A 25,034-nucleotide genomic window follows, 5' to 3' on the forward strand; every position below is an offset into this window, starting at 1 on the left:
CGAGCATTCCCGCATCCGACGTCCGCGTCCGGTTCTGCCCGTCGCCCACCGGAACCCCGCACGTCGGGCTGGTGCGCACGGCGCTGTTCAACTGGGCGTTCGCCCGCCATCACGGCGGCGCATTCGTGTTCCGCATCGAGGACACCGACGCCGCACGTGATTCCGAGGAGTCGTACCAGGCGCTGCTCGACGCACTGCGGTGGCTCGGACTCGACTGGGACGAGGGTCCCGAGGTCGGTGGGCCGTACGAGCCGTACCGGCAGTCGTTGCGCCGCGATCAGCACCTCGCCGTGGTGCAGCAGCTCGTCGACGCGGGGGAGGCGTACGAGAGCTTCTCCACACCGGAGGAGGTGGAGGCGCGGCATCTCGCGGCCGGCCGGGATCCGAAGTTGGGCTTCGACAATCACGACCGCACGCTGACCGACGAGCAGCGGGAGGCCTTCCGCGCCGAGGGACGCAAGCCCGTCGTCCGGTTGCGTATGCCCGATCACGATCTGTCGTGGAACGACCTCGTGCGCGGCGAGACGACGTTCCGCGCCGGCACGGTCCCCGACTTCGCGCTCACCCGCGGCAACGGTGTCCCGCTGTACACGTTGGTGAACCCCGTGGACGACGCGTTGATGAAGATCACGCACGTCCTGCGCGGTGAGGACCTGCTGTCCTCGACCCCGCGTCAGATCGCGCTGTACGAAGCCCTCGTGCGCATCGGTGTGGCAGAACGCATTCCGCAGTTCGGGCACCTCCCGTTCGTGATGGGGCAGGGCAACAAGAAGTTGTCGAAGCGCGACCCCGAGGCCGATCTCTTCCTGCACCGGGAGCGCGGGTTCGTCCCCGAAGGTCTGCTGAACTACCTGGCTCTCCTCGGGTGGGGATTCTCCGAGGACCGGGACGTGTTCTCGCTCGACGAGATGGTGGGTGCCTTCGACATCTCGACGGTCAACTCGAACCCGGCCCGCTTCGACCAGAAGAAGGCCGACGCCATCAACGCCGAACACATCCGATTGCTCGAGCCGGCCGACTTCGCCGCGCGCCTGCGGGCGTATCTCGAGACGCACGGCCATCCGATCGGGGTGTCGGACGCAGCGTTCGCCGAGGCCGCGGAACTGGTGCAGACGCGCATCGTCGTGCTGTCCGACGCCTGGGGACTGCTGAAGTTCCTGCTTGCCCCCGCCGACGAGTTCACGGTCGATCCGGCATCGGCAGCCAAGAATCTGGGCGCCGACGCGGCACCCGTTCTGGACGCGACGGTGAGCGCCGTCGAGGGCGCACCGGAGTGGACTGCGGAGGCCTTGGAGTCGGCTCTCAAGGTCGCGCTGATCGACGAGATGGAGCTGAAGCCGCGTAAGGCGTTCGCGCCGGTGCGCGTGGCGGTGACCGGTTCCCACATCAGCCCACCGCTGTACGAGTCGATGGTGCTGCTGGGCCGGGAGCTGACGCTGGCCCGGTTGCGGTCGGCCCGTGCGTCGATCGTCTGAGGTGACTAGGGGCAGTTCGGGCGAAAGGGTGTGGTGATGAGCTTCACCGATCGGATCGACAGATTTCAGCAGCGGCATCCCGCCATGGGATTCCCGTTGGCCGTGTTCTACAAGTTCTTCGACGACCAGGGCGGCTACCTGGCAGCGCTCATCGCCTACTTCGGTTTCATCTCGCTGTTCCCGTTGCTGCTGCTGTTCTCCACCGTCCTGGGCATCGTCCTGGCCGGTGATCCCGAATTGCAGCAACGCATCATCGATTCGGCCATGAGCCAGATCCCCTTGATCGGTGAACAACTCGGCCAACCGGAAGGGCTGAGCGGGGGGACCGGGGCCATAGTCATCGGTGTCCTGGGATCGCTCTACGGCGGTCTGGGCGTGGCAGTGGCCGCACAGAACGCGATGAACGTCGCCTGGTCCGTCCCGAAGAACGATCGCCCCGATCCCGTCCGGGCGCGGGTGCGCGGCTTCGGCCTGCTGCTGACCGTCGGGACGGCCGTCATCGGCGTCACGGTCCTGAACGGTTTCAACGCGGCGGGCTTCTTCGGCACGGTCGCACAGGTGCTCGTCACGATCGCGGCGATCGTGCTCAACACCGCCACGTTCGTCGTGGCGTTCCGGCTCGGGACCACGCGTGCGGTGAGCGTGCCCGACGTGCTTCCCGGAGCCGTCATCGGCGCGCTGCTGTGGCAGGCCCTGCAGTCCTTCGGTGGGCTGTACGTCCAACGCGTCGTCGGCGGTGCGGACACCACCAACGGTGTGTTCGCGATCGTCCTCGGGCTGCTCGCGTTCCTCTACATCTCCTCGCTGGTGTTGGTGCTGTGCATCGAGGTGAACGTCGTGCGGACCGACAGGTTGCACCCGCGCGCTCTGCTCACCCCGTTCACGGACAACGTCGAACTGACCGACGGTGATCGAGACGCGTACACGGCACAGGCGGAGGCGCAGCGAAGCAAGGGTTTCGAGGAGATCGAGGTCACCTTCGGCGAGCCCGACGGGTCGCAGTCGACCGACTCAGCCCGCTGACCAGCCGATTTGGTGAATGCGGGATGGTGTTTGGTAGTGTTCTCCACGGCTCGAAACGGCCCGGAGAACGCGGCCGGACCAGGCCATTGGGGTATGGTGTAATTGGCAACACAGCGGTTTCTGGTACCGCCATTCTAGGTTCGAGTCCTGGTACCCCAGCAGAGAAACACCCGATTTCGTCGGATGCTCTCGGCCGGTTATGCTCTTCCGGTTGCTCCACCTGATTCACAGATGAAGATCCTGGCCCCGTCGTCTAGCGGCCTAGGACGCCGCCCTCTCAAGGCGGTAGCGCGGGTTCGAATCCCGTCGGGGCTACAACATTCGAGGACCACCGCGATGCGGTGGTCCTCGAGTCGTTTCCGGGGAAGCCGTGCCCTCACGCTCCGGTGGTGAGGCCGCGTCGGTGTGTCGTAGGTTCACTGGGTGTCCTCACTACTCATCGCTGTTCCCGTCTACGGCCAGATCGACTACACCCACGCTGTGGTCCAGGATCTGCGACGCGAGAACGCCACCTTCGTGATCATCGACAACCGCGGTGACTACGTCCCGCTCGCCGACGAGCGCGTCGTCACGCCCGGCCGCAATCTCGGCTGGGCCGGCGGATCGAACCTCGGGTTCCGCATCGCCTTCAGCGACGGCCACACCCATGCGATGACGCTGAACAACGACACGCGATTGTCCCGCGGGTTCCTCGACGCGGTGACCGACCCGCAACTGCCGACCGATGCAGGCATCGTCGTGCCCGTCTACGACGACGCGTACGGCCACCGAGACATGAAGACGACATACTCCGGGCCGGCCGAGGACTACGTTCCGGTCGACCGGTACCGCAAGTGCTACGCCGTGGACGGAACCGCCATGACCATCACCAAGGACACCTGGCTTGCGCTCGGCGGATACGACGAACGCAATTTCGGGTCCACGGGGTGGGGTGCGGACGTCGACTTCTGCATCCGTGCTGCAGCAGAGGGATTCGGCAGTTATGTCACCGAGCGCGCGTTCATCAACCACTTCGGCCGAGCAACGGCCATCGCGATGATGGGCAACCGCAAGTACCTCGCCAAGTCCGCGGTGGGCATGGTGGGCGGTGTGCTGCGCCTGCACCGGGGCAACGTGAGGAACTGGCTGTCCACGCCGCAGCCGACGGTGCACGAGTTCCGGTAGCCCGGCAGAGACGCTCCGCCTCAGAGGCGTTTCTGCACGGCGTCCGCGGCCGCGAGAAGGTCGGCGGCCCAGCGCGCTCCGGGGCGGCGCCCCATGCGGTCGATCGGGCCGGACACGGAGATCGCGGCGACCACGCGGTCGTCGCGTCCGCGGATCGGTGCGGCGACGCTGGCGACGCCGGGCTCGCGCTCGGCGGCGCTCTGCGCCCAGCCGCGCTTGCGTACCTCGGCGAGCACCCGCTCACCGAAGGCGGCGTCGGGGAGGACGCTGCGCTGTAGTGCGGGGTCGGCCCACGCCAACAGCACCTTGGCGCCGGAGCCGGCGGTGAGGGGGAGGCGGGCGCCGACGAGCACGGTGTCGCGCAGCCCGGTGGGAGGTTCCATGGAGGCCACGCACACGCGCACCGTGCCGTCGATGCGGTAGACCTGCACGCTCTCCCCGGTGATCTCGCGCAGCCGTGGCAGCACCGTGGCCGCGGCGTCGAGAAGGGGGTCCTCGGCGGTGTGCGCGAGTTCGGCGAGCGCCGGCCCCGGTCGCCACAGTCCGTCGGCGTCACGGCTCAGCATGCGGTGCGTCTCGAGTCCGATGGCGAGCCGATGCGCGGTGGCGCGGGGGAGTCCGGTGGCGGAACACAGGTCGGCGAGGCTGCACGGTTCGAGTGACGCAGCCTGCAGAACGCTCATTGCTTTGTCCAGAACGCCGATGCCGCTATGCTGTCCCATGTAGCGATACTAGCGTCTCACAACGTGAGATGGTGATCGTCGTCGGTCGAAAGGTGGAGTCATGGCAGCGAAGACCCTGGCGGAGAAGGTCTGGGATCAGCACGTCGTCGTTCGCGGCGGTGGTGAGGGTGACGCGACCAAGCCGGATCTCGTCTACATCGATCTCCACCTCGTGCACGAGGTCACCAGCCCGCAGGCGTTCGACGGACTGCGTCTGGCCGGTCGGCCCGTGCGCCGGCCCGATCTGACGATCGCGACGGAGGACCACAACGTCCCGACGGTCGACATCGACCAGCCGATCGCGGATCTCGTCTCCCGGACGCAGGTGGACACCCTGCGGCGCAACTGCGAGGAGTTCGGCATCCGCCTGCACTCGATGGGCGACATCGAGCAGGGCATCGTGCACATCATCGGGCCCCAGCTCGGTCTGACGCAGCCGGGAACCACTGTCGTGTGCGGGGACAGCCACACCTCGACGCACGGCGCGTTCGGCGCCCTCGCGATGGGCATCGGCACCAGTGAGGTCGAGCACGTGCTGGCGACCCAGACACTGTCGTTGCGCCCCTTCAAGACCATGTCGGTCACGGTGGACGGCGAGCTCGGTGACGACGTCGGCAGCAAGGACCTGATCCTGGCGGTCATCGCACAGATCGGTACGGGCGGTGGGCAGGGCTACGTCATCGAGTACCGCGGCGAGGCCATCCGGAAGATGTCGATGGAAGCGCGGATGACCATCTGCAACATGTCCATCGAGGCGGGCGCGCGCGCGGGCATGATCGCCCCCGACGAGATCACGTTCGAGTACATCAAGGGTCGGCCGCACGCTCCCTCCGGTGAGCTGTGGGAGCAGGCCGTCGCCGACTGGTCCACGCTCGTCACCGACGACGGTGCCGTCTTCGACAAGGAAGTGCGGATCGACGGGTCGGCGCTGACTCCGTTCGTCACGTGGGGCACCAACCCGGGTCAGGGCGCCCCCCTCAGTGCGTCGGTACCCGATCCGGCCGAGATCCTCGACGAGGGCGAGAGTCAGTCCGCCGAGAAGGCGCTCACCTACATGGGTCTGGAGCCGGGCACGCCGTTGCGCGACATCGCGGTCGACACCGTCTTCCTGGGGTCCTGCACCAACGGTCGGATCGAGGATCTCCGTGTGGCAGCGAAGATCTTGGACGGCCGTACCGTTGCCGACGGTGTGCGGATGCTCGTCGTTCCCGGCTCGATGCGCGTGCGCGCACAGGCCGAGGACGAGGGACTGGGCGCGATCTTCACTGCCGCAGGGGCGGAATGGCGCCAGGCGGGGTGCTCGATGTGTCTCGGCATGAATCCCGATCAGCTCGCTCCGGGTGAGCGATCGGCCTCGACGTCGAACCGCAACTTCGAAGGGCGCCAGGGCAAGGGCGGCCGTACGCACCTCGTCTCGCCGGCCGTCGCCGCCGCCACCGCGGTGCGTGGACGGTTGTCGGCTCCCGCCGATCTCGGCTGAGTCGACCGAGAATCCGTCCGCCCCGTCCCTCGTACGCCCCGTCAGGAGCTCGTCATGGAATCGTTCACCACGCACACCGGAATCGGTGTCCCGCTGCGCCGCAGCAACGTCGACACCGACCAGATCATCCCCGCCGTGTACCTCAAGCGCGTGACCCGAACGGGTTTCGAGGACGGGCTCTTCGCGGGGTGGCGCACCGATCCCGGTTTCGTCCTCAACACCCCGCCGTTCGACAAGGGTTCGGTTCTCGTCGCCGGACCCGATTTCGGCACCGGGTCCTCTCGGGAGCACGCCGTGTGGGCACTCTCGGACTACGGATTCCGGGCCGTGATCGCGTCCAGATTCGCCGACATCTTCCGCGGAAACGCCGGAAAGGCGGGTCTACTGGCCGCCGTTGTCGAGCAATCGGATGTGGAACTGCTGTGGAAATTGCTCGACGAGCGCCCCGGGACGGAACTCACCGTCGACCTCGAGACGAAGACGATCAGCGCCGGAACACTGGTGGTGCGCTTCGATATTGACGACTACACGAGGTGGCGTCTGCTGGAGGGGCTGGACGACGTCGCGCTGACGTTACGCCAGGTAGAGGCCATTTCCGAGTTCGAGAAGTCGCGTCCGGAATGGAAGCCGAAGACACTTCCGGCGCCCGATCAGGCTCGGTGATTCCGGGCCGAAAAGGTCCTTCCCGCGACACTCATTGTGGCTGCGACGATTACAGCCGAACAGACTGTTTTGGCGTGGCTCGTGGACTCGTGCGCATTTCCGGTTTACCGTGGTACTCAGTCGGTCCGACGACGGGCCAATCAGTATGCGGAGGAATCACCGATGAACAAGGCAGAACTGATCGACGCCCTGACCGAGAAGACAGGCGCGGATCGCCGGAGCGCCACGGACGCTGTCGAGAACATCGTCGACATCATCGTGCGCGCCGTGCACCGCGGCGAGTCGGTCACCATCACCGGCTTCGGTGTCTTCGAGCAGCGTCGCCGTGCGGCCCGCGTCGCTCGTAACCCGCGCACCGGCGAGACCGTCAAGGTCAAGCCGACGTCCGTTCCCGCGTTCCGTCCCGGTGCTCAGTTCAAGGCCGTCATCGCCGGTGGCCAGAAGCTGTCCGCCACGGGCCCCGCCGTGAAGCGTGGCGCCTCCGCAGCCCCCGCGAAGAAGACTGCGGCAGCGAAGAAGACGGCAGCGGCGAAGAAGACCGCGGCCAAGGCTCCCGCGAAGGCGGCGACCAAGGCTCCCGCCAAGACGGCGGCCAAGAAGACCACGGCCACCAAGGCACCGGCCAAGACAGCGGCGAAGAAGACCACGGCCACCAAGGCACCGGCCAAGACAGCGGCGAAGAAGACCACCGCCACCAAGGCACCCGCCAAGACGGCAGCCAAGAAGACCACCACGGCCGCCGCGAAGAAGACCACAGCGACCAAGGCACCGGCCAAGACTGCAGCCAAGAAGACCACCCCGGCCAAGAAGGCCGCGCCCGCGAAGAAGGCGCCCGCCAAGAAGGCGCCGGCGAAACGTACTGCACGCAAGTAACGTTCCCGTTCGGCACGAAGGAGCCCCGGACCATCGGTCCGGGGCTCCTTCGTGTTCGTACCGGCAGTTCAGTCGTGCCGGCTACGCGGGAGTGGCGAATCGGTGTAGTCCGCTGCCACCAGCACACCACCGACGAAGCTGAGCACCCAGACGCTGGCCTTGCGTGATCGGGTGCGGGAGAGTTCGACGCCGTCGCTCTCGGCCCACCACTCCATCAGGTTCGGAATCACCTTGCCCTGACTGCAGATCACCGGGACGCCGGACGTCGAGGCGATGATCTCGCGTGCGCGCTGACGTCCCTTGTCGGGATCCTGCGCGTACCCCTCCTCGGTCAGCGTGGGCTCCAGGGCCAGATCGACTCCGACGGACTCGGCCCACGGCGCGATGGTCTGGACGCACCGAGCACGCTCGGCGGTGAATCCGTCGGTGCCGCCGTAGGCCTGGATCAGAGGAACCAGTGCGGCCGCCTGGCGGACCCCGACGCTGTCGAGAGGCCGTTCGGCGTCGTCCCCCTTGTAGCGAGCCTTGCTCCCCGCCCGCGCATGGCGCACCAGCACAGCCGTACTCGTCGGGACCGGGTGCTGCGCGAAACGGCCGACGACGTCCCGGTCCGCCTCGTAGGTCGCGAGATCACGAGCCTCGGCGGGTGTGAGCCACCGCAGTTCGTCGACCTCGTCGTTGACGGCGAACTCGCCGTCCACGACTCGAGCGGCCCAGTAGTCCACCTGCTTGATCTTCTTCGAGCGCGGGAGCGGGTAGGTGGTGGTTCCGAGACCGTGTCCGAGAACGCACCGGAAACCGGTCTCCTCCCACACTTCTCGGACGGCGGCGACAGCGGGTACCTCGTCGGCCTCGACCTTGCCCTTCGGAAGGGACCAGTCGTCGTAGCGCGGTCGATGCACCAGCGCCACCATCGGCTCGTCGCCCTCGGGGCCCGGACACCACAGCACCGCACCCGCGGCCAAGATCGGATCAGGCGTCTTCGATGCGCGTGAGCTGCTCATCGACCCACCTCACGATCCGGTGTAGCGACGCTGGCGCATGAGGGACACCTGGTGATCCCGCACCGTCTCGCCGCTCGCGGGGGACGCCGTCCAGGCGCCGTCGGACTGCAGTACCCAGCAGCGGGTCGTGACATCCATGGCCGAGTCGAGCATCGAGTTCAGCTGACCGGACAGCTTCGGGTCCTTCACCTGAGCCATGACCTCCACGCGTCGATCGAGGTTGCGGTGCATCATGTCCGCGCTGCCGATCCAGAACTCGTCGATCGCCTCGAAGTGCAACACACGCGAGTGTTCGAGGAACCGTCCGAGAATCGACCGCACCTGAATGTTCTCGCTGAGACCGGGTACGCCCGGCTTGAGAGCGCAGATACCGCGCACGACCACCTCGACCTGGACGCCCTCGGTGGACGCCCAGTACAGCGCGTCGATCACCTGCTCGTCGACGAGTGCGTTGGCCTTCAGGCGGATTCGGGCTTTCGCGCCGTCCTTGTGCGCCCGCACCTCGGCCTCGATGCGCTCGACGATTCCCGCCCGCACACCGAACGGCGCGACGAGGAGGTTCCGGTACTGCTCCTTGCGCGAGTAACCGGTGAGCGAGTTGAACAGGTCAGTGAGGTCGGCGCCGATCTCGTCGGCGGCCGTGATGAGACCCACGTCCTCGTAGAGTCGGGCGGTCTTGGGGTTGTAGTTGCCGGTGCCGATGTGGCAGTACCGGCGAATGGTGTCGCCTTCGCGGCGGACGACGAGGCACGTCTTGCAGTGGGTCTTCAGGCCGACCAACCCGTAGACCACGTGCACGCCGGCCTGCTCCAGTTTGCGTGCCCAGGCGATGTTGGCCTGTTCGTCGAAGCGCGCCTTGATCTCCACGAGAGTCACGACCTGCTTGCCGGCCTCTGCCGCGGCGATCAGCGCGTTGACGATGGGGGAGTCGCCCGACGTCCGATAGAGGGTCTGCTTGATGGCGAGCACGTGCGGATCGGCTGCCGCCTGCTCGATGAAGCGCTGCACGCTGGTGGAGAACGAGTCGTACGGGTGATGCAGCAGCACGTCCCCGTCGCGCAGCGTGGAGAAGATCGACTTGGGCGTCTCGCGCTCTCCGAAGGCGGGGTGCGTCGCCGGCACGAACGGTGCGTCCTTCAGGACGGGCTTGTCGACGCCGTAGAGCTGCATGAGGCACGACAGATCGAGCAGTCCCGGCACCTGGATGACGTCGCCGGGATCGACGTCCAACTCGCGCAGCAACAGGCTGAGCATGTGGTCGGTCATGTCGTCCGCGACCTCGAGGCGCACGGGCGATCCGAAACGGCGGCGCGCGAGTTCGCGCTCGAGGGCCTGCAGGAGGTCCTCGTCCCGATCCTCCTCCACCTCGAAATCGGCGTTGCGCGTGATGCGGAAGGCGTGGTGCTCGACGATCTGGAGTCCCGGGAACAGAACGTCGAGATGCGCCGCGATGAGCTCCTCCATGGGAAGGAACGCGGGCACGGCGCCGACGTCGCCTCGGTGCAACTGCACGAACCGATCGACGTTGTCCGGGACCTTCACCCTGGCGAAGTGCTCGCCGCCCGTGGTCGAGTCCTTCACCGTCACAGCGAGATTGAGGCTCAGTCCGGAGATGTACGGGAACGGGTGGGCGGGATCCACGGCCAGCGGGGTGAGGACGGGGAACACCTGCTCGGTGAAATACCGTGTCAGACGGGTCCGCTCGTCGGAGGTGACCTCCGACCACCGGATGACCGAGATCCCCTCGTTCGCCAGCTCCGGCAGGATGCGGTCGATGAAGGTGCGGGCGTGACGGTCGGCGATCTCCTGGGTGCGCCGGGCGATCAACGCCAGCTGCTCGCGGGGGGAGAGTCCGTCGGCGGAGCGGACGGACAGGCCGGTCTCGTCGCGGCGCTTGAGGCCGGCCACCCGCACCATGTAGAACTCGTCGAGGTTGCTGGCGAAGATGGCGAGGAACTTCGCCCGCTCGAGCAGCGGCAGCGACGAGTCCTCCGCAAGTGCCAGCACCCGTGAGTTGAAGTCGAGCCAGCTCAACTCGCGGTTGAGATAGCGGTCCTCCGGGAGCAGGTCCACCGGCACCGCGGTGTCCGATGTCGCGGCCGGCGGTGCCGTGGGTGCCGAGGGTGCGCGGCTGGCCAGCGGCGCGCTCCATTCACCGTCGACGGCGTCACCGGGTGCTGCGGAACTCGTGGGGGCCCCGGAACGGGAAGGGGCGTCGGTCGTGCTTTCGGTCGCCTCGTTGGTCACGCGTCGATCATCCCTCACGCGGGCCGTGCGCGAGTAGTCGACCGCGTGCGAATTCGCGACGGGCCTCGCCCGGCCGTGTCAGCTCGCGGCGGTCCAGCCGAGCTCGGCGAGCAGCGCGGCGGTGTGCGGCCCCACCCCCAGGTCGAGGGCGGCGCGGACGTCGTCCGCCGTGTCCACGTCCAGACGCAGACCCGGCCAGGTGCCGCGGAGAGGGAACGCCCCGGAATCGACGTGGCGCGAGGCCGAGTCCGGACCGAACCGTGGTTCGAGGCGCCGGGGGCGACCCCGCACGATCAGGGCCGACGTTCCGGTTCCGGTGTGATCGATCACCACCGAGCGGGTGTCCGGGGGAGCGGCGGCGTAGGCCGCGACCAGTTCCGCGGTGCGCAGGGCGGGGAGGTCGGCCTGCAGGGCGATCACGTCGCCGCCGTGGGCGTCACTGATCGCGTCGTCCGCTGCGGACAGGGCGCGATTGAGTCGCTCCACGGTGGTGGCGGCACCCGACTCGGGTTCGGACACCGTGTGTCCGCCGAGGGCGACGGCGACGCTCGCGACGCGAGAGTCCGGCGTGACGACCGACCATCCGGTGACGACGTCCGCCGCTGCGGCGGCCGACGCGGTGTCGCGCAACATCGCCAGCACGAGTTCGGCGCGTTCGTCGCCGGGGAAGGTCGTGGACAGTCGGCTCTTCGCGTCGACGAGGTTCTTCACCGCGAGCACGAGATGGACACCGCGCCGTGGGGCGGTGTCGGTCGGAGGTCGACTGGGCGTGCTCATGACCGTCGATCCTGCCAGCAGTCATTACCGCCGACTTCGTTCGGCAGGCCTCCGACATCGCTACTGTGAGCCGCCAGGGCTGCCGAGCGGGCGACGGCCTCGTGTCGATCGAGGAAAGGCTGGGTCATGGTCAAGGCAGCGGTGCTCGGTTCCGGTTCGTGGGGAACCGCGTTCGCGAAGGTGCTCGCCGACGCGGGCACCGACGTGACCATGTGGGCGCGTCGAGAGGAACTCGCGACGTCCATCCAGGAGAACCACCGGAACGACGACTACCTTCCGGGAGTCGCACTGCCGTCGGCCATTCGAGCGACTCACGACGCCGCGGAGGCGTTGGACGGGGCCTGCACGGTCGTCCTCGCGGTGCCCTCGCAGGCCTTGCGCGCCAACCTGGCGGAGTGGGCTCCGCTGATGGGGTCGGACGTCACCCTGCTCTCGCTCGCCAAGGGCATCGAGACGGGGACCCTCATGCGCATGTCGCAGGTCATCTGTCAGGTCACCGGTGCGGACCCGAGTCGCGTCGGCACGTTGTCGGGACCGAACCTCGCCAAGGAGATCGCCGCCGAGCAACCCACCGCGACGGTCATCGCGTGCCCGGACTCCAATCGCGCGATCGCGCTCCAGTCGGCGTGTGCCACCAGCTACTTCCGCCCGTACACGAACTCCGACGTCATCGGGTGCGAGATCGGCGGTGCGTGCAAGAACGTCATCGCCCTCGCGTGCGGCATGGCGGCGGGTATCGGTTTCGGGGAGAACTCGGTCGCCAGCATCATCACCCGCGGTCTCGCCGAGGTGACCCGTCTCGGTGTCGCGCTCGGCGCCAACCCGTCGACGCTCGCGGGTCTCGCCGGGGTGGGTGACCTCGTCGCCACGTGCTCGTCCCCGCTCTCGCGTAATCGCACGTTCGGCGAGCGGCTGGGGTCGGGTGGCTCGCTGGAGAGTGCGCAGGAAGCGGCGCACGGTCAGGTGGCCGAGGGTGTGAAGTCGTGCACATCCATCCGAGCTCTCGCGGAGGCCTACGACGTGGAGATGCCCCTCACCGACGCGGTCCACCGGGTCTGCCACGAGGGCCTCTCCGTTCCGGACGCCGTCCACAGCCTCCTGGGGCGTCGTCACAAGCCGGAGTGAACCGCGGCGGTGCGCGTCACGCCTCGTCCGGGGTTCGCCGGTACGGTGCTCACGTGACCGATCCCATCAAGGTCGCCGTGATCTACGGCGGTCGAAGCAACGAACACTCCGTCTCCTGCGTCTCGGCAGGAAGCGTCATGCGTCACCTCGACTCCGACCGCTTCGACGTGATCCCCATCGGGATCACGCGCGCCGGAACGTGGGTCGAGGGCACCGCCGACCCGACGGAGTTGCAGATCTGGGATCGCGTTCTCCCGTCGGTCGCCGGTGCGGGCGTCCCGCTCGCTCTCGGAGTCGATCCCGAGAACCCCGGTCGCATCACGCGCTCCGTCGACGGGACGGCCGAGGACATCGGTGCGGTCGACGTCGTCTTCCCGGTGCTGCACGGTGCCTACGGCGAGGACGGCACGGTCCAGGGGCTCTTCGAGGTCGCCGGCGTCCCCTACGTGGGACCGGGAGTCCTCGCGAGCGCCGCGGCGATGGACAAGGAGTTCACCAAGAAGCTGCTCGCGGCCGAGGGCCTTCCCGTCGGGCGCCAGGTCGTCCTGCGCCGCGATCGCGAGACCCTGACCTCCGACGAGCGCGACGTCATCGGTCTCCCCGCGTTCGTGAAGCCGGCCCGCGGCGGATCGTCGATCGGGATCACGCGCATCGTCGACTGGGACGAGTTGGACGACGCGGTGGCCGTTGCGCGAGAACATGATCCGAAGGTCGTGATCGAGGCCGCCATCGTCGGCCGCGAGGTGGAGTGCGGTGTCCTGGAGATGCCGGACGGCTCCGTCCGCGCCAGCGTCGTCGCCGAGATCCGCATGGACGAGGCCTCGGCGTCGGCCGGTGGTGCGATGTTCTACGACTTCGACAGCAAGTACCTCGACGACGTGGTCGAGTTCGACATCCCGGCCCTGCTGGACGACGACGTCTCGACGGTGCTGCGGGAGATCGCGGTCCGTGCCTTCGCTGCGCTGGATCTGCAAGGTCTCGCGCGCGTCGACTTCTTCGTGACCGACGACGGTCCGGTGATCAACGAGATCAACACGATGCCCGGCTTCACGGCCATCTCGATGTACCCGCGGATGTGGGAGGCGACGGGCGTCGGCTACTCGGAGCTCGTCGGCACTCTCGTCGACACCGCGCTCGCACGGGGGACCGGACTGCGGTGAGAGGTCGGCCCTGCCGGATCAGTTGATCGGAGCGGGGTCCAGCGGCGTCTGCGGAAGGGCTCCCGACACCGCGGCAGACAGGGCCTGGATCGGTGTGGGGCCCGTGCCGTCGGGGATGGTGGCCGCGGCGTACACGCCCCGGTCGACGACGAACCAGGTGCTCGCGGCGAGGCCCTGATCCGCGCCCGACACCCGGAACCACTGCACGCCGTCGACGACGTCGAGAGCGGCGGCCTGATCGAATTCCGCCGGACGCTCGAGCCCACACCGCAGCACGATGGGGTCGGTGACGTCCTCGGACTGCCAGGCGGCCGCACCCACGGGCGCGGGGTCGGCCAGCTCGGCGCGAGTGAACGAGTCGAACGTCTCGGGCAGTGCGCCGAGCAACGTCGCGCACTGGGTGCTCTCGGCGAGCGGCGAGGGGACCGCGCCGAGAGCGACGGGCTCGCGGACGGGAGTTCTGTTCGCCATGACCGCCGCGACGATGATGCCGACGACGAGCGCGACGGGCAGGGCGATCGCGGTGGCGATCAGAGCGGGGTGCAGACCCGTGGCCGACTCGTCCGTCGCGGTCGGTTCGTCCTGCGTCATCGTGCTCCCTCGTGTCGAACGGTCTCGGCGGAAACGTTACCCGCGCCCTGACGGGGGCCCGGATGCGTGACGACGACGAGGCCCCGTGGGATGCTGCACGACGGTGATCCACGACGGTGATGGAGGAGTTCTGTGTCACAGGCGGACGATCCCGCGACCGGGACGGTGGGGGACCTCGGTGAGTTCGCGCTCATCGGCCGCGCGACGGCCGGCCGTGTCCACCCCCCATCGGTCGCGATCGGGCCGGGGGACGACGCGGCGGTGATCGCCGCCCCCGACTCCCGCGTCGTCGTCACGACCGACATGCTGGTGGAGGGTCGACACTTCCGCCTCGACTGGTCGAGTCACCACGACGTCGGCCGAAAGGCCATCGCGCAGAACGCCGCGGACATCGCCGCGATGGGGGCGCGGTGCACGGGATTCCTCGTCTCGATGTCGTGCCCGTCGACCACCGCGGTGTCGGACGTGGACGCGCTCACCGCGGGTCTGTGGGCGGAGGCGACGCGAGTCGGCGCGTCGATCGTCGGCGGGGACGTCACGGGAGGGGACCGGCTGGTGTTGTCGATCACCGCGCTGGGTGACCTCGAGGGTCGACCCCCGGTGCTGCGGTCCGGTGCGCGGCCGGGGGACGTGCTCGCACTGTCCGGACCCACCGGCCGGTCCGCTGCCGGGTGGGCACTGTACGAGGCGGGCTCGACCACCCACCCGGATCTGCTGGCGGCGCATCGCTTCCCGACGCCCGATCCCGCCGACGGTCCGGCCGCGGCGCGCGCGGGAGCGTCGTCGATGTGCGACGTGTCGGACGGCGTGATCGGCGACGCCGGACATCTGGCGGCGATGTCCGCTGTGCGGCTCGACATCTCGTCGGCCGACATGGAGATCCCCGAGGACGTGGTGCACGCCGGCACCGAACTCGGCGTCGACCCGCTGCACTGGGCTCTCGGCGGCGGGGAGGACCACGTGCTGCTCGCGACCTTCGCCTCCGACGACGTGCCGACCGGCTGGCGCCGGATCGGATCCGTGAGTGCGGGAACAGGAGTCACGGTGGACGGTGTGCGATGGGAAGGACCTGCGGCATGGACGAGCTTCTGACGGTCACGACCACTCGGCTCGACGACCCGGACGTGGTCGCGATGATCGACGAGGTCCAGCAGGAGTACGTGCGCCGCTACGGCGGCCCCGACGAGACGCCGCTCGACGTCCGAGAGTTCCTGCCGCCGCACGGCGTGATGCTGCGGGCCGACCTGGACGGCGCCGTCGTCGGTATGGGCGGCTGGCGGACCCACGAGCACGGAGGACCCGAGGCGGAGGGCCTGCGCACCGGCGACGCGGAGATCAAGCGCATGTACGTCCGCACCGAGGCGCGAGGCGCGGGCGTCGCGCGTGCCCTGCTGCGGACGATCGAGGACACCGCCCGCGACGCTGGCCGGCTACGACTGGTCCTCGAGACCGGATTGCGTCAACCCGAGGCCATCGGCCTCTACACCTCGAGTGGGTATCGACCGCTCGTACCGAAGTTCGGCCTCTACCGGCACGAGGAGCAGTCGGTGTGCATGGTGAAGGATCTGACCGGATGACATGCTGGAGCCATGACCGTCTACGCACTCGGTGACCGTGAACCCGACATCCACCCCACCGCCTATGTGCATCCCGATGCCGTCGTCATCGGTGCGGTGACACTCGCTGCGGGAGTGTCGGTGTGGCCCGGGGCGGTGCTGCGCGGCGACTACGGGACCATCACCGTGGGGCAGGACACGAACATTCAGGACGGCACCGTCGTGCACTGCACGCCGATCCACCCGACCGTGATCGGCGCCGGGTGCGTCGTCGGGCACAACGCGCACGTCGAGGGGGCGACCATCGGAGACGCGTGCCTCATCGCGTCGGGCAGTGTCGTCCTCAACGGCGCGTCCATCGGATCCGGCGCGATCGTCGGCGCCGGCGCCGTGGTCCCCTTCGACGCCGTCGTGCCCGAACGCCGGATGGCACTGGGGGTTCCGGCCAAGGTCCGCGAGAGCTACGAGGTGGCGGAGGGGCACGTGGACGTCAACGTCGCGATGTACAAGGCCAATGCGGAGTACTACCGGGGCGCGCTGCGCGTGCTGTCGTGACGGCGCCCGTCGCGGATCCGGGGTGGGCGTCCGCGCTCGGTCCGGTGGCCGACGACATCGCCCGGATGGGCGAATTCCTGCGCGCCGAGAACGCCGCCGGGCGAGGCTACCTGCCCGCCGGGGAGGACGTGCTGCGCGCCTTCAGCCGCCCGTTCGAGGAGGTGCGTGTGCTGGTGCTGGGACAGGATCCCTATCCGACGCCGGGACATGCTGTGGGACTGAGCTTCTCGGTCGCGCCCGACGTGCGGCCGGTCCCGCGCAGCCTCGCGAACATCTTCACCGAGTACAGCGCCGATCTCGGCCTGCCGACACCCACTACCGGTGATCTGTCTCCGTGGGCCGATCGTGGTGTGCTCCTGCTGAACCGTGTTCTGACCGTGGAACCGGGCAAGGCGGCGTCGCACCGGCGCAAGGGCTGGGAAGCGGTGACGGCGCAGGCGATCACCGCTCTGGTGAACCGACCCGGCCGCCCCCTGGTCGCGGTCCTCTGGGGACGCGACGCCGCGACGGCCAAGCCGCTGCTCGGGTCCACGCCCACGGTCGAGTCCGTCCATCCCTCACCGCTGTCCGCGTCGCGAGGGTTCTTCGGGTCACGGCCGTTCAGCACCGTGAACGACCATCTCGCGACGCTGGGCGAGGAACCCGTCGACTGGCGTCTGGACTGAGGCTGCCGTCAGTGGCCGAAGGACGGCCGCCGCTTCTCCACGAAGGCGTCGACACCCTCGATGCCGTCCGCGGTGGACGCCTGGTGGGAGATCGAGTCGGTCTCGGCGTCGAGCTGATCGGACAGCGTCGCGGAGTCCGAGGCGAGCAGTAACCGCTTGGTCGCACGGGACACCTCGGTGGGCCCGGCCGCGAGAGAGCGCGCCACCCGCTCGGCCTCCGATGCGATGACGTCGTCACCGACCAACCGTGTCAGCAGACCCAGGCGGTAGGCCTCGTCCGAGCCGAGAACGCCGTCGGTGAGCAGGATGTCGCGCGCGCGGCGGGTGCCGATGATGCGGGGGAGCGCCCACGTCAGACCGCCGTCCGGAGTGAAGCCGAGCGCCGGATACGCGGGACGGAGCCGGGTGGATCGACCGCCGATCGCGATGTCGGCGTGACACACGAGCGACATGCCCGCGCCCGCTGCCCAGCCCGGCACTCCCGCCACGACGGGGACCGACACCGAGGTGAGCGCGCGGACGAAATCGTGGAACGTGTCGGCGAGCTGCCGGACGAACGCGCTTCTGTCGGGCGCCCCGTGGAAGGCGCGCACGTCGCCACCGGCGCAGAAGTTGGATTCGGCGCCGACGAGCAGCACGGCGCCCACGGACTCGTCGAGATCGGACAGCGACGCAGCGCCTGCGGCCATCGCCTCGCCGTTCAGCACGTTGCCGCCGCGGGGCGTCGCCACCCGTACGTACAGGACACCGTCCTCGACGGTGACGGGGGACGTGGCCGGGGGGTCGACTGATTCGGTCATCGTTCGAACTTAGACCAGGACCGCTCGGCTCCGGAAACGACAGAGTCGCCGGAGATGACAGAGGCCCCGATACCGAGGTATCGGGGCCTTGTCGTGAAAATGTCGTGCGGGAACGTCAGCCCCGGACCACCTTGCCGGCCTTGAGGCACGAGGTGCACACATTGAGCCGACGAGAGTTACCCGGCGCGACCTGCGCGCGGACGGTCTGGATGTTGGGGTTCCAGCGACGGTTGGTACGGCGGTGCGAGTGCGAAACCGACTTACCGAAGCCGGGTCCCTTGGCGCATACGTCGCAGACGGCAGCCATAGTCGCGAACTCCTTGGTATTCGAGGTGATACCGGGACACGATTCGAACCGTGGCCGGTGTGGGGCAAGATCTTCGTTCAACTGCGCCCGATACCTCCGGGCATGCCGGACGCGTCAGACGCAACCCTGCAAGACTAGCCGCTCGGGTGCCCCGAGTCCAAACCGGCCCGCACGCGCCGATGCCGCAGGTGCCTGGTGGAATGGTCGCACAGATGGCGGCAGCATCAGGACGGGAGCAGCGCGGTGGTTCAGCTCGGTGACCGGCTCGACCACGTACTGGGTCGCAGGGCCGCCGATCCGCTCGAGACGGCGTTCGGTCTCGTCACGGTCGAGGACCTGCTGCGTCACTACCCCTTCCGCTACGTGACACAGGGTCAGGAGCTGGCCCGCAAGGACCCGGACGATGGTGAACGCATCACCGTAGTGGGGACGGTGTCCAAGGCGGACCTCGTGCCCATGAAGGCGCGCAAGGGCCACATGCTCAAGGTCGTGCTCACGTGCGACGGTCAGAACGTCTCCGCCACCTTCTTCAATGGTCACAAGGTGCGTCACAACATCACGGTGGGGTCGCGCGCGATGTTCTCGGGCACGGTCAAGTGGTTCCGGACGTCCTGGTCGCTGAACCACCCCGGTTACCTGATGCTCGAGGGCGACGAGGACGACCTGGTGGGGCGCCCGCACGGCGGTGGCGAGCTCGCCGGCATGGCTCGCGGCGCCACGGACAGTTCCGGTGCGGTGAACATGTCCATGCTGTCGCTTCCGTTCCTTCCCATGTACGCGGCGACGCGGGAGGTCGAAAGCTGGACCTTCCTGCGCTGCGTGCGTCAGGTCCTGGACCAGCTCGATCGCGTCGAGGATCCGCTGCCCGAGACGGTGCGCGCCGAGCACGCGCTGATGAGCCTCGACGACGCACTGCGGGTCGTGCACTTTCCGGAGTCCGAGGACGACATCGAGAACGCGCGCTACCGTCTGCGCTTCGACGAGGCGACGGCGTTGCAGCTGGTGCTCGCCGAACGGCGCCACTCGGTGGCGGTGCGCACAGCGCCGGCCTGCGCGCGCGTGGCCGACGGTGTCGCCGCCGCTTTCGACGAGGTGCTGCCGTTCGAGCTGACCGACGGGCAGAAGGAGGTCGCCGAGGAGATCGAGAGCGACCTGTCCCGCACTCGGCCGATGAGCCGGCTCCTGCAGGGTGAGGTGGGATCGGGCAAGACGATCGTCGCTCTGCGCGCCATGCTGCAGGTGGTGGACGCGGGACTGCAGTGCGCGTTGCTGGCACCCACCGAGGTGCTCGCCACACAGCACCACCGGTCGATCACGCGGCAACTCGGGGCGCTCGCGACGGCCGGGGAACTGGGTGCGCCCGACCGCGCCACCCGAGTTGTGCTGCTGACCGGATCGATGTCGACGGCCGCGAAACGTGCCGCGCTGTTGTCGATCGTGACCGGAGACGCAGGCATCGTCATCGGCACTCACGCACTCATCCAGAGCACGGTGTCGTTCTTCGACCTCGGGATGGTGGTGGTCGACGAGCAGCACCGCTTCGGAGTCGAGCAGCGGGACGCGTTGCGCGCGAAGGCGAGAGAGGGCGTCAGCCCGCACCTGCTGGTCATGACGGCCACGCCCATTCCGCGGACGATCGCCATGACCACGCTGGGCGATCTCGAGACGTCCACCCTGCGTGAGCTTCCCCGCGGACGCGCGCCCATCCGCACCTCGGTCGTTCCCGCCCAGCACAGACCTGCCTGGGTCGAGCGAGCGTGGAGCCGGATCTCCGAGGAGGTGGCGGCCGGCCGGCAGGCCTACGTGGTGTGTTCGCGGATCGGCGACGAGAAGCCCGAGGATCTCGGCAAGGACACTCCGGACACCGCGTCGGCGGTCGATGTGTACGAGTCGCTCCGCGCCGGCGCTCTGTCGAACCTGCGCGTCGGGTTGCTGCACGGGCGGCTGCCCACGGAGGAGAAGGACGAGGTGATGTCCGCGTTCAACGACGGCGACATCGACGTCCTCGTCTGCACCACCGTGGTGGAGGTCGGTGTCGACGTCCCCAACGCCACGGTCATGGTCATCGTGGACGCCGACCGGTTCGGCGTGAGTCAGCTGCATCAGTTGCGTGGCCGCATCGGTCGTGGCGGCCACCAGGGTCTGTGCATCCTGCTCACCGAGCTCGCACCGGGCACCCCCACCTACGCGAGGCTCGACGCCGTCGCGGCGACGACCGACGGGTTCGAGCTCGCCGTTCTCGATCTACGGCAACGCCGGGAGGGTGACGTGTTGGGCGCAGCGCAGTCGGGCACCACGACGACCCTGCGACTGTTGTCGCTCCTCGATCACCTTGACATCATCACCGCGGCCCAGACCTTCGCCCGCGACGTCGTCGATCGGGACCCGGGGCTCGTGGAGCACCCCGGTCTCGCGGCGATGATGCGATCCGCCGTGGACGCGACCAGGGTGGACTTCCTCGACAAGGCGTGAACACGCGACCCGGTCAGTGCATGTGGCTTCCCCCGTTGATGTCCAGGGTGGTGCCCGTCAGGTAGGACGCGTCCTCCGACGACAGGAACGTGATGATCGCGGCGACCTCACGAGCCGTGGCGACGCGTCCCACCGGGATGCCGTCGGCGATCGCCTGCTCCTGCTCGGGCGTGCTCCCCACCCGGATGGCGGTGTCCGCGGCGCCCGGCGTGACAGCATTCACCGTGACACCGGTGTGTCCGATCTCCCGGGCCAGCGCCTTGGTGAAACCGAGAACCGCCGCCTTCGCCGAGGAGTAGGGCACCTTGCCGAACACGCCGCCGCCGCGTTGAGCCGACACCGACGACATGTTGACCACGCGTCCCCACCCGGCATCGATCATCGCGGGGAGGAAGGCTTTCGTGACGAGGTAGGTGCCGGTCGCGTTGACCGCCATCACCTTGTTCCACAGGTCCAGCGTCGTCTCGAGAAACGGCACCGGTGACGTGATGCCGGCGATGTTCGCCAGGGCGCCCACGGTGGGGAGCGATCCCGACTCGACCTCGGCGGCCACGGCCGCACGAGCTCGCTCCACGGACGACTCGTCCGCCACGTCGACCTCGTGACCGAAGGCCCGGACGCCGTACGCATTCGCGATGTCCGCGGCGACCTTGGCCGAGGCCTCCCCGTCGAGATCGAGCACGACGACTGCCCAGCCCTGCTCGGCGTACAACGCCGCGGTCGCGCGGCCGAGGCCCCGTTCCGAGGCAGCTCCCGTGACGACGGCGGTACGGCTGACGGTGGCCGGTCGGGCCAGAGTGTCGAACATGGTGATCTCCAATGCGGCTGTGGGGGAACGGCTGTCGAGGCTGGTGTCAAGGTTCGAGAGGGGTGACGGCCGGTGTCGGCCGCCTGTGGAGGCTCGTCGTGATGCAGCACACAGTAAGACCCGGACTGCGGTTCAGTCAACTGTTGGACATCAGCAGTTGACTGTTGACAGTGAACGTGCGGTGGGTCACACTCGTAAACGATGACGGCATCCGTCACTCTTTCCTCACACCTCCAACACCTCGAAAAGGGGTAGTCATGAGCAGCGAGACTCTGGCCATGCGCGGGCAGGTCCACGGCACACCCGACGCCAAGCGCGTCGCCGTGGGATCGTCCGTCGGCGCGGTGATCGAGACGTACGACTTCATCGGTTTCGGCACCGCGGCGGCGCTCTACTTCGGAACGGCGTTCTTCCCGGGCCAGAGTTCGGTGGCCGGCACCCTGGCCGCCTTCGCCACGCTCGGCGTCGGCTTCGCGGCACGCCCGATCGGAGGCATCATCGGCGGCCACCTCGGTGATCGTGTCGGGCGCAAGCCCGTTCTGGTGGCGTCGCTCATCGTGATGGGACTCGCGACGTTCGTCATCGGTCTGTTGCCCACCTACGCCCAGGTCGGCGTCGTCGCGCCCGTGCTGCTGGTCATCGTCCGCATCGTCCAGGGACTGGCGTTCGGTGCCGAGTGGGGCGGAGCGATTCTGATGAGCTACGAACACGCCCCGTGGCGGCGCAAGGGCGCGTTCACCGGCATCGTGCAGGCGGGATTCCCGGTGGGTCTCCTGCTCGCGAACCTGGTGTTCCTGTTCAGCGTGCACCTCGGCGGCGACTGGGCCTGGCGCGTTCCGTTCCTCGCCAGCATCGTCCTCGTCGTCGTCGGTCTGATCATTCGATCCAAGGTCCCGGAGTCCCCGGTGTTCGACGAGGTCAAGGAGTCCGGCCAGGTCCAGCGTGCGCCGATCGTCGAGTCCGTGAAGCAGGACTGGCGCAACATCCTGCGGGGTATCGGACTGCGCATCGCCGAGACCGCCGGCTACGCCGTGTCCATCACCTACATGATCTCCTACCTGCACAACGAGGAACTGGCGACGAAGTCCGAGACCCTGACCGCTCTCTGCATCGCGTCGGCGCTGGGCATCGTCGCGACCGTCGGTTGGGCGACTCTGACGGACAGGATGGGCCGCCGACCCGTCTACATCGGAGTGTGTGCGTTCGGGGTGTTGTTCGGAATCCCGATGTTCCTCCTCGTCAACACGGGCACCTTCATCCTCGTCGCCGTCACCTTCGTCCTGGCCTACACCGTGTGCCAGAACGCGCTCGCCGGTGCGCAGGGCGCGTGGTTCCCCGAACTCTTCACGGCGAGTCGCCGAGCGTCCGGAGCCTCACTGGCCTACCAGATCTCGGCCATGGTCTCCGGCTTCACTCCGTTCATCACCACGCTGCTATTCGTCTCCTACGGCTGGATGGGGCCGGCAGTCCTCTTCAGCGTCTACGCGCTGATCGGTCTCCTCGCCGCGCTGTCCACCCGTGAGACGTGGGGCCCCACCGAACGACGACTCGCACTCCAGGCCGAGCTCGACGAGAACCTCGTCGCGACCGCCACCTCTCGAAAGGAATCGCTGTGACCGTCACCGACAGCATCACCACCGACCGCACGACACGGATCCGCGCCGCGGAGCGATTCGCCTACGCCATGCGCCATCACGTCCTCGACATGGGCGAAGCGCAGGGTCAGGGATACGTGGGTCAGGCACTGGGAGCGGCGGACATGTTCGCCGCCGTCTACAGCGGACGGCTGCGCTACCGCCCGGCGGATCCGCACTGGGCGGAGCGGGACCGCTTCCTGCTCTCGACCGGCCACTACGCCATCGGGCTCTACGCGGCGCTCGCGGAAGCGGGCACGGTGAGCGTCTCCGAACTCGAGACCTACGGCTCCGACGATTCGCGGCTCCCCATGTCCGGAATGGCGTCCTACACGCCCGGGATGGAGATCAGCGGGGGCTCGCTGGGACACGGACTGCCGGTGGCGGTGGGAATGGCTCTGGGACTGCGTCACCAGGGGTCGCCGTCACTCGTGTTCAACTTCCTGTCGGACGGGGAACTGGACGAGGGCTCCACGTGGGAGGCCGCGATGGGAGCCGCTCATCACCGACTGGGCAACCTCGTCGCACTCGTCGACATGAACGCACTGCAGGCCGACGGACCCACCGCGGGAGTCCTGGGCATCGAACCGGTGCAGGACAAGTGGGCGGCCGCGGGATGGTCCGTCCACCGTGTCGACGGCAACGACGCGGGCGCGTTGCTGGACGCCCTGGACGACATCGCGACGCGGACGTCGCCGACCGGCACCCCGTCGGTCGTCGTGTGCGACACGCGGATCGGGTTCGGCGTACCCATGCTCGAGACCCGCGAGAAGGCGCACTTCATGCGCATCGACGAGGACGAGTGGAGCGTGTGCCGGGATCAGCTCACCGCTCGCTTCCACGACGCAGAATTTCACGAGGGAGACCACTCATGACCACCGCATCCGCCCCCAAGCTCAAGACGTCGGCGATGATCGCCTCGTTCGTCGACGAGGGTCAGCGCACCACGGCGGCCCCGTTCGGACACGCGCTCGTCCGTGCAGCGGAACAGGATTCGCGCATCGTCGGCCTCAGCGCCGACCTGGCGAAGTACACCGACATGCACATCTTCGCGCAGGCCTGCCCCGACCGTTTCTTCCAGATGGGGATGGCGGAGCAATTGCTGTTCGGCGCCGCGGCGGGCATGGCGGAGACCGGCCTGATTCCTTTCGCGTCCACTTACTCGGTCTTCGCGGCGCGCCGCGCGTACGACTTCCTGTGCCTCGACGCGGCCGAGCCGAATCTGAACGTCAACATCGTCGGGGGACTCCCGGGCCTCACCACCGGCTACGGGCCGAGTCACCAGGCGACCGAGGACATGGCGATCTTCCGCGGAATGCCGAACCTCACCATCGTCGACCCGTGCGATGCCGTGGACATCGAGCAGGCCGTTCCCCAACTCGCCGCGACTCCGGGCCCGACCTACCTCCGGTTGCTCCGCGGGAAGGTCCCGTCGGTACTCGACGAGTACGACTACACCTTCGAACTGGGCAAGGCCAAGGTCATTCGACCGGGCAACGACGTCGTGCTGGTGTCGTCCGGTCTGATGACCATGCGTGCGCTCCAGGCCGCCGAGCGACTCGCGAAGCACAGGGTGGACGTATCGGTCGTGCACGTGGCGACGATCAAACCGTTCGACGCGGAGACCGTCCTGCGCGAACTCTCGACCGACCGGGCCGCATTCACCCTCGAGAACCACACCCGCATCGGTGGGCTCTTCGAGACGGTCGCCTCGGCGTGCGTCGAGTCCGGCACGGTGCGTCAGGTGACTCCCATCGCGCTGCCCGACGAGTTCCTGGCCGCCGGCGCACTCCCCACGCTCCACGATCGTTACGGGTTGTCCACCGACCGCATCGAGGAGCGTGTTCTCGCGGCGTTGCGGTGAGCAGTGCCGGATCGACACGGGCGGCCGTTACCCTGAGATCACTGTCGACCGGCAGCTGTCGACATCACC

General features: G+C 68.3%; 24 protein-coding genes and 2 tRNA genes. 18 read left to right on the plus strand and 8 right to left on the minus strand.

Annotated elements, in window-relative coordinates; all coding sequences use genetic code 11:
- Positions 1-5 precede the first annotated feature (5 nt).
- The 5 genes from gltX to HQ306_RS09200 all read left to right on the plus strand — a co-directional run bounded on the left by gltX (position 6) and on the right by HQ306_RS09200 (position 3,662).
- The gene (gene gltX, locus HQ306_RS09180; RefSeq protein WP_222631463.1) at positions 6-1,475 is read left to right on the plus strand and encodes a glutamate--tRNA ligase; all 1,470 of its coding nucleotides are present in this window, start codon (positions 6-8) and stop codon (positions 1,473-1,475) included.
- Positions 1,476-1,511: 36 nt separating this feature from the next.
- On the plus strand, positions 1,512-2,498 hold the full coding sequence (locus HQ306_RS09185) for a YihY/virulence factor BrkB family protein (protein ID WP_222630696.1): 987 nt from the start codon (positions 1,512-1,514) through the stop codon (positions 2,496-2,498).
- A gap of 87 nt (positions 2,499-2,585) precedes the next feature.
- Positions 2,586-2,657 (plus strand) — tRNA-Gln (locus HQ306_RS09190).
- An 83-nt stretch (positions 2,658-2,740) separates the two neighbouring features.
- Positions 2,741-2,813 (plus strand) — tRNA-Glu (locus HQ306_RS09195).
- 108 nt (positions 2,814-2,921) lie between these two features.
- The gene (locus tag HQ306_RS09200) at positions 2,922-3,662 is read left to right on the plus strand and encodes a glycosyltransferase family 2 protein (RefSeq protein WP_222630698.1); all 741 of its coding nucleotides are present in this window, start codon (positions 2,922-2,924) and stop codon (positions 3,660-3,662) included.
- Between the two features lie 20 nt (positions 3,663-3,682).
- Here HQ306_RS09200 and HQ306_RS09205 read toward each other — a convergent pair whose 3' ends face one another.
- Positions 3,683-4,384, minus strand: coding sequence for an IclR family transcriptional regulator (locus tag HQ306_RS09205; RefSeq protein ID WP_027507006.1), 702 nt, complete (start codon positions 4,382-4,384; stop codon positions 3,683-3,685).
- 61 nt (positions 4,385-4,445) lie between these two features.
- Here HQ306_RS09205 and leuC point away from each other — a divergent pair, with 61 nt between their 5' ends.
- The 3 genes from leuC to HQ306_RS09220 all read left to right on the plus strand — a co-directional run bounded on the left by leuC (position 4,446) and on the right by HQ306_RS09220 (position 7,400).
- Complete coding sequence (gene leuC / locus HQ306_RS09210; RefSeq protein WP_204867952.1) at positions 4,446-5,864, plus strand: 3-isopropylmalate dehydratase large subunit; 1,419 nt, start codon at positions 4,446-4,448, stop codon at positions 5,862-5,864.
- Between the two features lie 54 nt (positions 5,865-5,918).
- On the plus strand, positions 5,919-6,527 hold the full coding sequence (gene leuD, locus HQ306_RS09215) for a 3-isopropylmalate dehydratase small subunit (protein ID WP_027507004.1): 609 nt from the start codon (positions 5,919-5,921) through the stop codon (positions 6,525-6,527).
- A gap of 162 nt (positions 6,528-6,689) precedes the next feature.
- Positions 6,690-7,400, plus strand: a complete 711-nt coding sequence (locus HQ306_RS09220) for an HU family DNA-binding protein (protein ID WP_027507003.1) — start codon at positions 6,690-6,692, stop codon at positions 7,398-7,400.
- A 68-nt stretch (positions 7,401-7,468) separates the two neighbouring features.
- Here the strand turns inward: HQ306_RS09220 and HQ306_RS09225 are convergent, their stop codons facing one another.
- The 3 genes from HQ306_RS09225 to cofC form a co-directional block, all read right to left on the minus strand.
- Entirely contained in the window at positions 7,469-8,404 is a 936-nt protein-coding gene (locus HQ306_RS09225; protein WP_222630700.1) for an NUDIX hydrolase, read from the minus strand.
- 9 nt (positions 8,405-8,413) lie between these two features.
- Positions 8,414-10,543, minus strand: coding sequence for an RNA degradosome polyphosphate kinase (locus tag HQ306_RS09230; protein ID WP_231476464.1), 2,130 nt, complete (start codon positions 10,541-10,543; stop codon positions 8,414-8,416).
- A gap of 186 nt (positions 10,544-10,729) precedes the next feature.
- A complete protein-coding gene (cofC, locus tag HQ306_RS09235; protein WP_222630702.1) occupies positions 10,730-11,428 on the minus strand; it encodes a 2-phospho-L-lactate guanylyltransferase in 699 nt (232 codons plus the stop codon).
- A 126-nt stretch (positions 11,429-11,554) separates the two neighbouring features.
- Here cofC and HQ306_RS09240 point away from each other — a divergent pair, with 126 nt between their 5' ends.
- Both HQ306_RS09240 and HQ306_RS09245 read left to right on the plus strand, forming a co-directional pair.
- A complete protein-coding gene (locus tag HQ306_RS09240) occupies positions 11,555-12,553 on the plus strand; it encodes an NAD(P)H-dependent glycerol-3-phosphate dehydrogenase (protein WP_027506999.1) in 999 nt (332 codons plus the stop codon).
- A 53-nt stretch (positions 12,554-12,606) separates the two neighbouring features.
- Positions 12,607-13,713, plus strand: a complete 1,107-nt coding sequence (locus HQ306_RS09245; RefSeq protein ID WP_222630704.1) for a D-alanine--D-alanine ligase family protein — start codon at positions 12,607-12,609, stop codon at positions 13,711-13,713.
- Positions 13,714-13,731: 18 nt separating this feature from the next.
- Here HQ306_RS09245 and HQ306_RS09250 read toward each other — a convergent pair whose 3' ends face one another.
- Entirely contained in the window at positions 13,732-14,304 is a 573-nt protein-coding gene (locus HQ306_RS09250) for a DUF3515 domain-containing protein (protein ID WP_027506997.1), read from the minus strand.
- 132 nt (positions 14,305-14,436) lie between these two features.
- Between HQ306_RS09250 and HQ306_RS09255 the strand changes: the two genes are divergently transcribed.
- Genes HQ306_RS09255 through HQ306_RS09270 form a run of 4 tightly spaced genes read left to right on the plus strand, consistent with a single transcriptional unit; the run spans position 14,437 to position 17,080 of the window.
- Positions 14,437-15,396 (plus strand): thiamine-phosphate kinase, encoded by a 960-nt coding sequence (locus HQ306_RS09255; RefSeq protein ID WP_308115472.1) that lies wholly within the window; start codon positions 14,437-14,439, stop codon positions 15,394-15,396.
- A complete protein-coding gene (locus tag HQ306_RS09260; RefSeq protein WP_037187035.1) occupies positions 15,381-15,881 on the plus strand; it encodes a GNAT family N-acetyltransferase in 501 nt (166 codons plus the stop codon). The genes HQ306_RS09255 and HQ306_RS09260 overlap by 16 nt, the downstream gene beginning before the upstream one ends.
- A 12-nt stretch (positions 15,882-15,893) precedes the next feature.
- Complete coding sequence (locus tag HQ306_RS09265; RefSeq protein WP_222630706.1) at positions 15,894-16,415, plus strand: gamma carbonic anhydrase family protein; 522 nt, start codon at positions 15,894-15,896, stop codon at positions 16,413-16,415.
- On the plus strand, positions 16,412-17,080 hold the full coding sequence (locus tag HQ306_RS09270; protein ID WP_222630708.1) for a uracil-DNA glycosylase: 669 nt from the start codon (positions 16,412-16,414) through the stop codon (positions 17,078-17,080). The genes HQ306_RS09265 and HQ306_RS09270 overlap by 4 nt, the downstream gene beginning before the upstream one ends.
- An 8-nt stretch (positions 17,081-17,088) precedes the next feature.
- Here HQ306_RS09270 and HQ306_RS09275 read toward each other — a convergent pair whose 3' ends face one another.
- Positions 17,089-17,880, minus strand: coding sequence for an enoyl-CoA hydratase/isomerase family protein (locus HQ306_RS09275; RefSeq protein ID WP_222630710.1), 792 nt, complete (start codon positions 17,878-17,880; stop codon positions 17,089-17,091).
- Between the two features lie 115 nt (positions 17,881-17,995).
- The gene (rpmB, locus tag HQ306_RS09280) at positions 17,996-18,187 is read right to left on the minus strand and encodes a 50S ribosomal protein L28 (RefSeq protein ID WP_042576517.1); all 192 of its coding nucleotides are present in this window, start codon (positions 18,185-18,187) and stop codon (positions 17,996-17,998) included.
- 243 nt (positions 18,188-18,430) lie between these two features.
- On the opposite strand from rpmB, the gene recG reads away from it, so the two are divergent.
- Positions 18,431-20,659: an ATP-dependent DNA helicase RecG gene (gene recG, locus HQ306_RS09285; RefSeq protein ID WP_056446195.1), complete on the plus strand. Its 2,229-nt coding sequence runs from the start codon at positions 18,431-18,433 to the stop codon at positions 20,657-20,659.
- 13 nt (positions 20,660-20,672) lie between these two features.
- Here the strand turns inward: recG and HQ306_RS09290 are convergent, their stop codons facing one another.
- On the minus strand, positions 20,673-21,467 hold the full coding sequence (locus HQ306_RS09290; protein WP_037187033.1) for an SDR family NAD(P)-dependent oxidoreductase: 795 nt from the start codon (positions 21,465-21,467) through the stop codon (positions 20,673-20,675).
- A gap of 257 nt (positions 21,468-21,724) precedes the next feature.
- Here HQ306_RS09290 and HQ306_RS09295 point away from each other — a divergent pair, with 257 nt between their 5' ends.
- Genes HQ306_RS09295 through HQ306_RS09305 form a run of 3 tightly spaced genes read left to right on the plus strand, consistent with a single transcriptional unit; the run spans position 21,725 to position 24,965 of the window.
- Positions 21,725-23,083, plus strand: coding sequence for an MFS transporter (locus HQ306_RS09295; protein WP_056445436.1), 1,359 nt, complete (start codon positions 21,725-21,727; stop codon positions 23,081-23,083).
- The gene (locus HQ306_RS09300) at positions 23,074-23,976 is read left to right on the plus strand and encodes a transketolase (RefSeq protein WP_374197725.1); all 903 of its coding nucleotides are present in this window, start codon (positions 23,074-23,076) and stop codon (positions 23,974-23,976) included. The genes HQ306_RS09295 and HQ306_RS09300 overlap by 10 nt, the downstream gene beginning before the upstream one ends.
- Positions 23,973-24,965 carry a transketolase family protein gene (locus HQ306_RS09305; protein ID WP_222630712.1) on the plus strand — a complete coding sequence of 331 codons (993 nt, stop codon included), beginning with the start codon at positions 23,973-23,975 and terminating at the stop codon, positions 24,963-24,965. Before HQ306_RS09300 ends, HQ306_RS09305 begins: the two co-directional genes overlap by 4 nt.
- Positions 24,966-25,034 lie beyond the last annotated feature (69 nt).

It is taken from the genome of Rhodococcus sp. BP-160 (assembly GCF_019836205.1).
Lineage (GTDB): Bacteria > Actinomycetota > Actinomycetes > Mycobacteriales > Mycobacteriaceae > Rhodococcoides.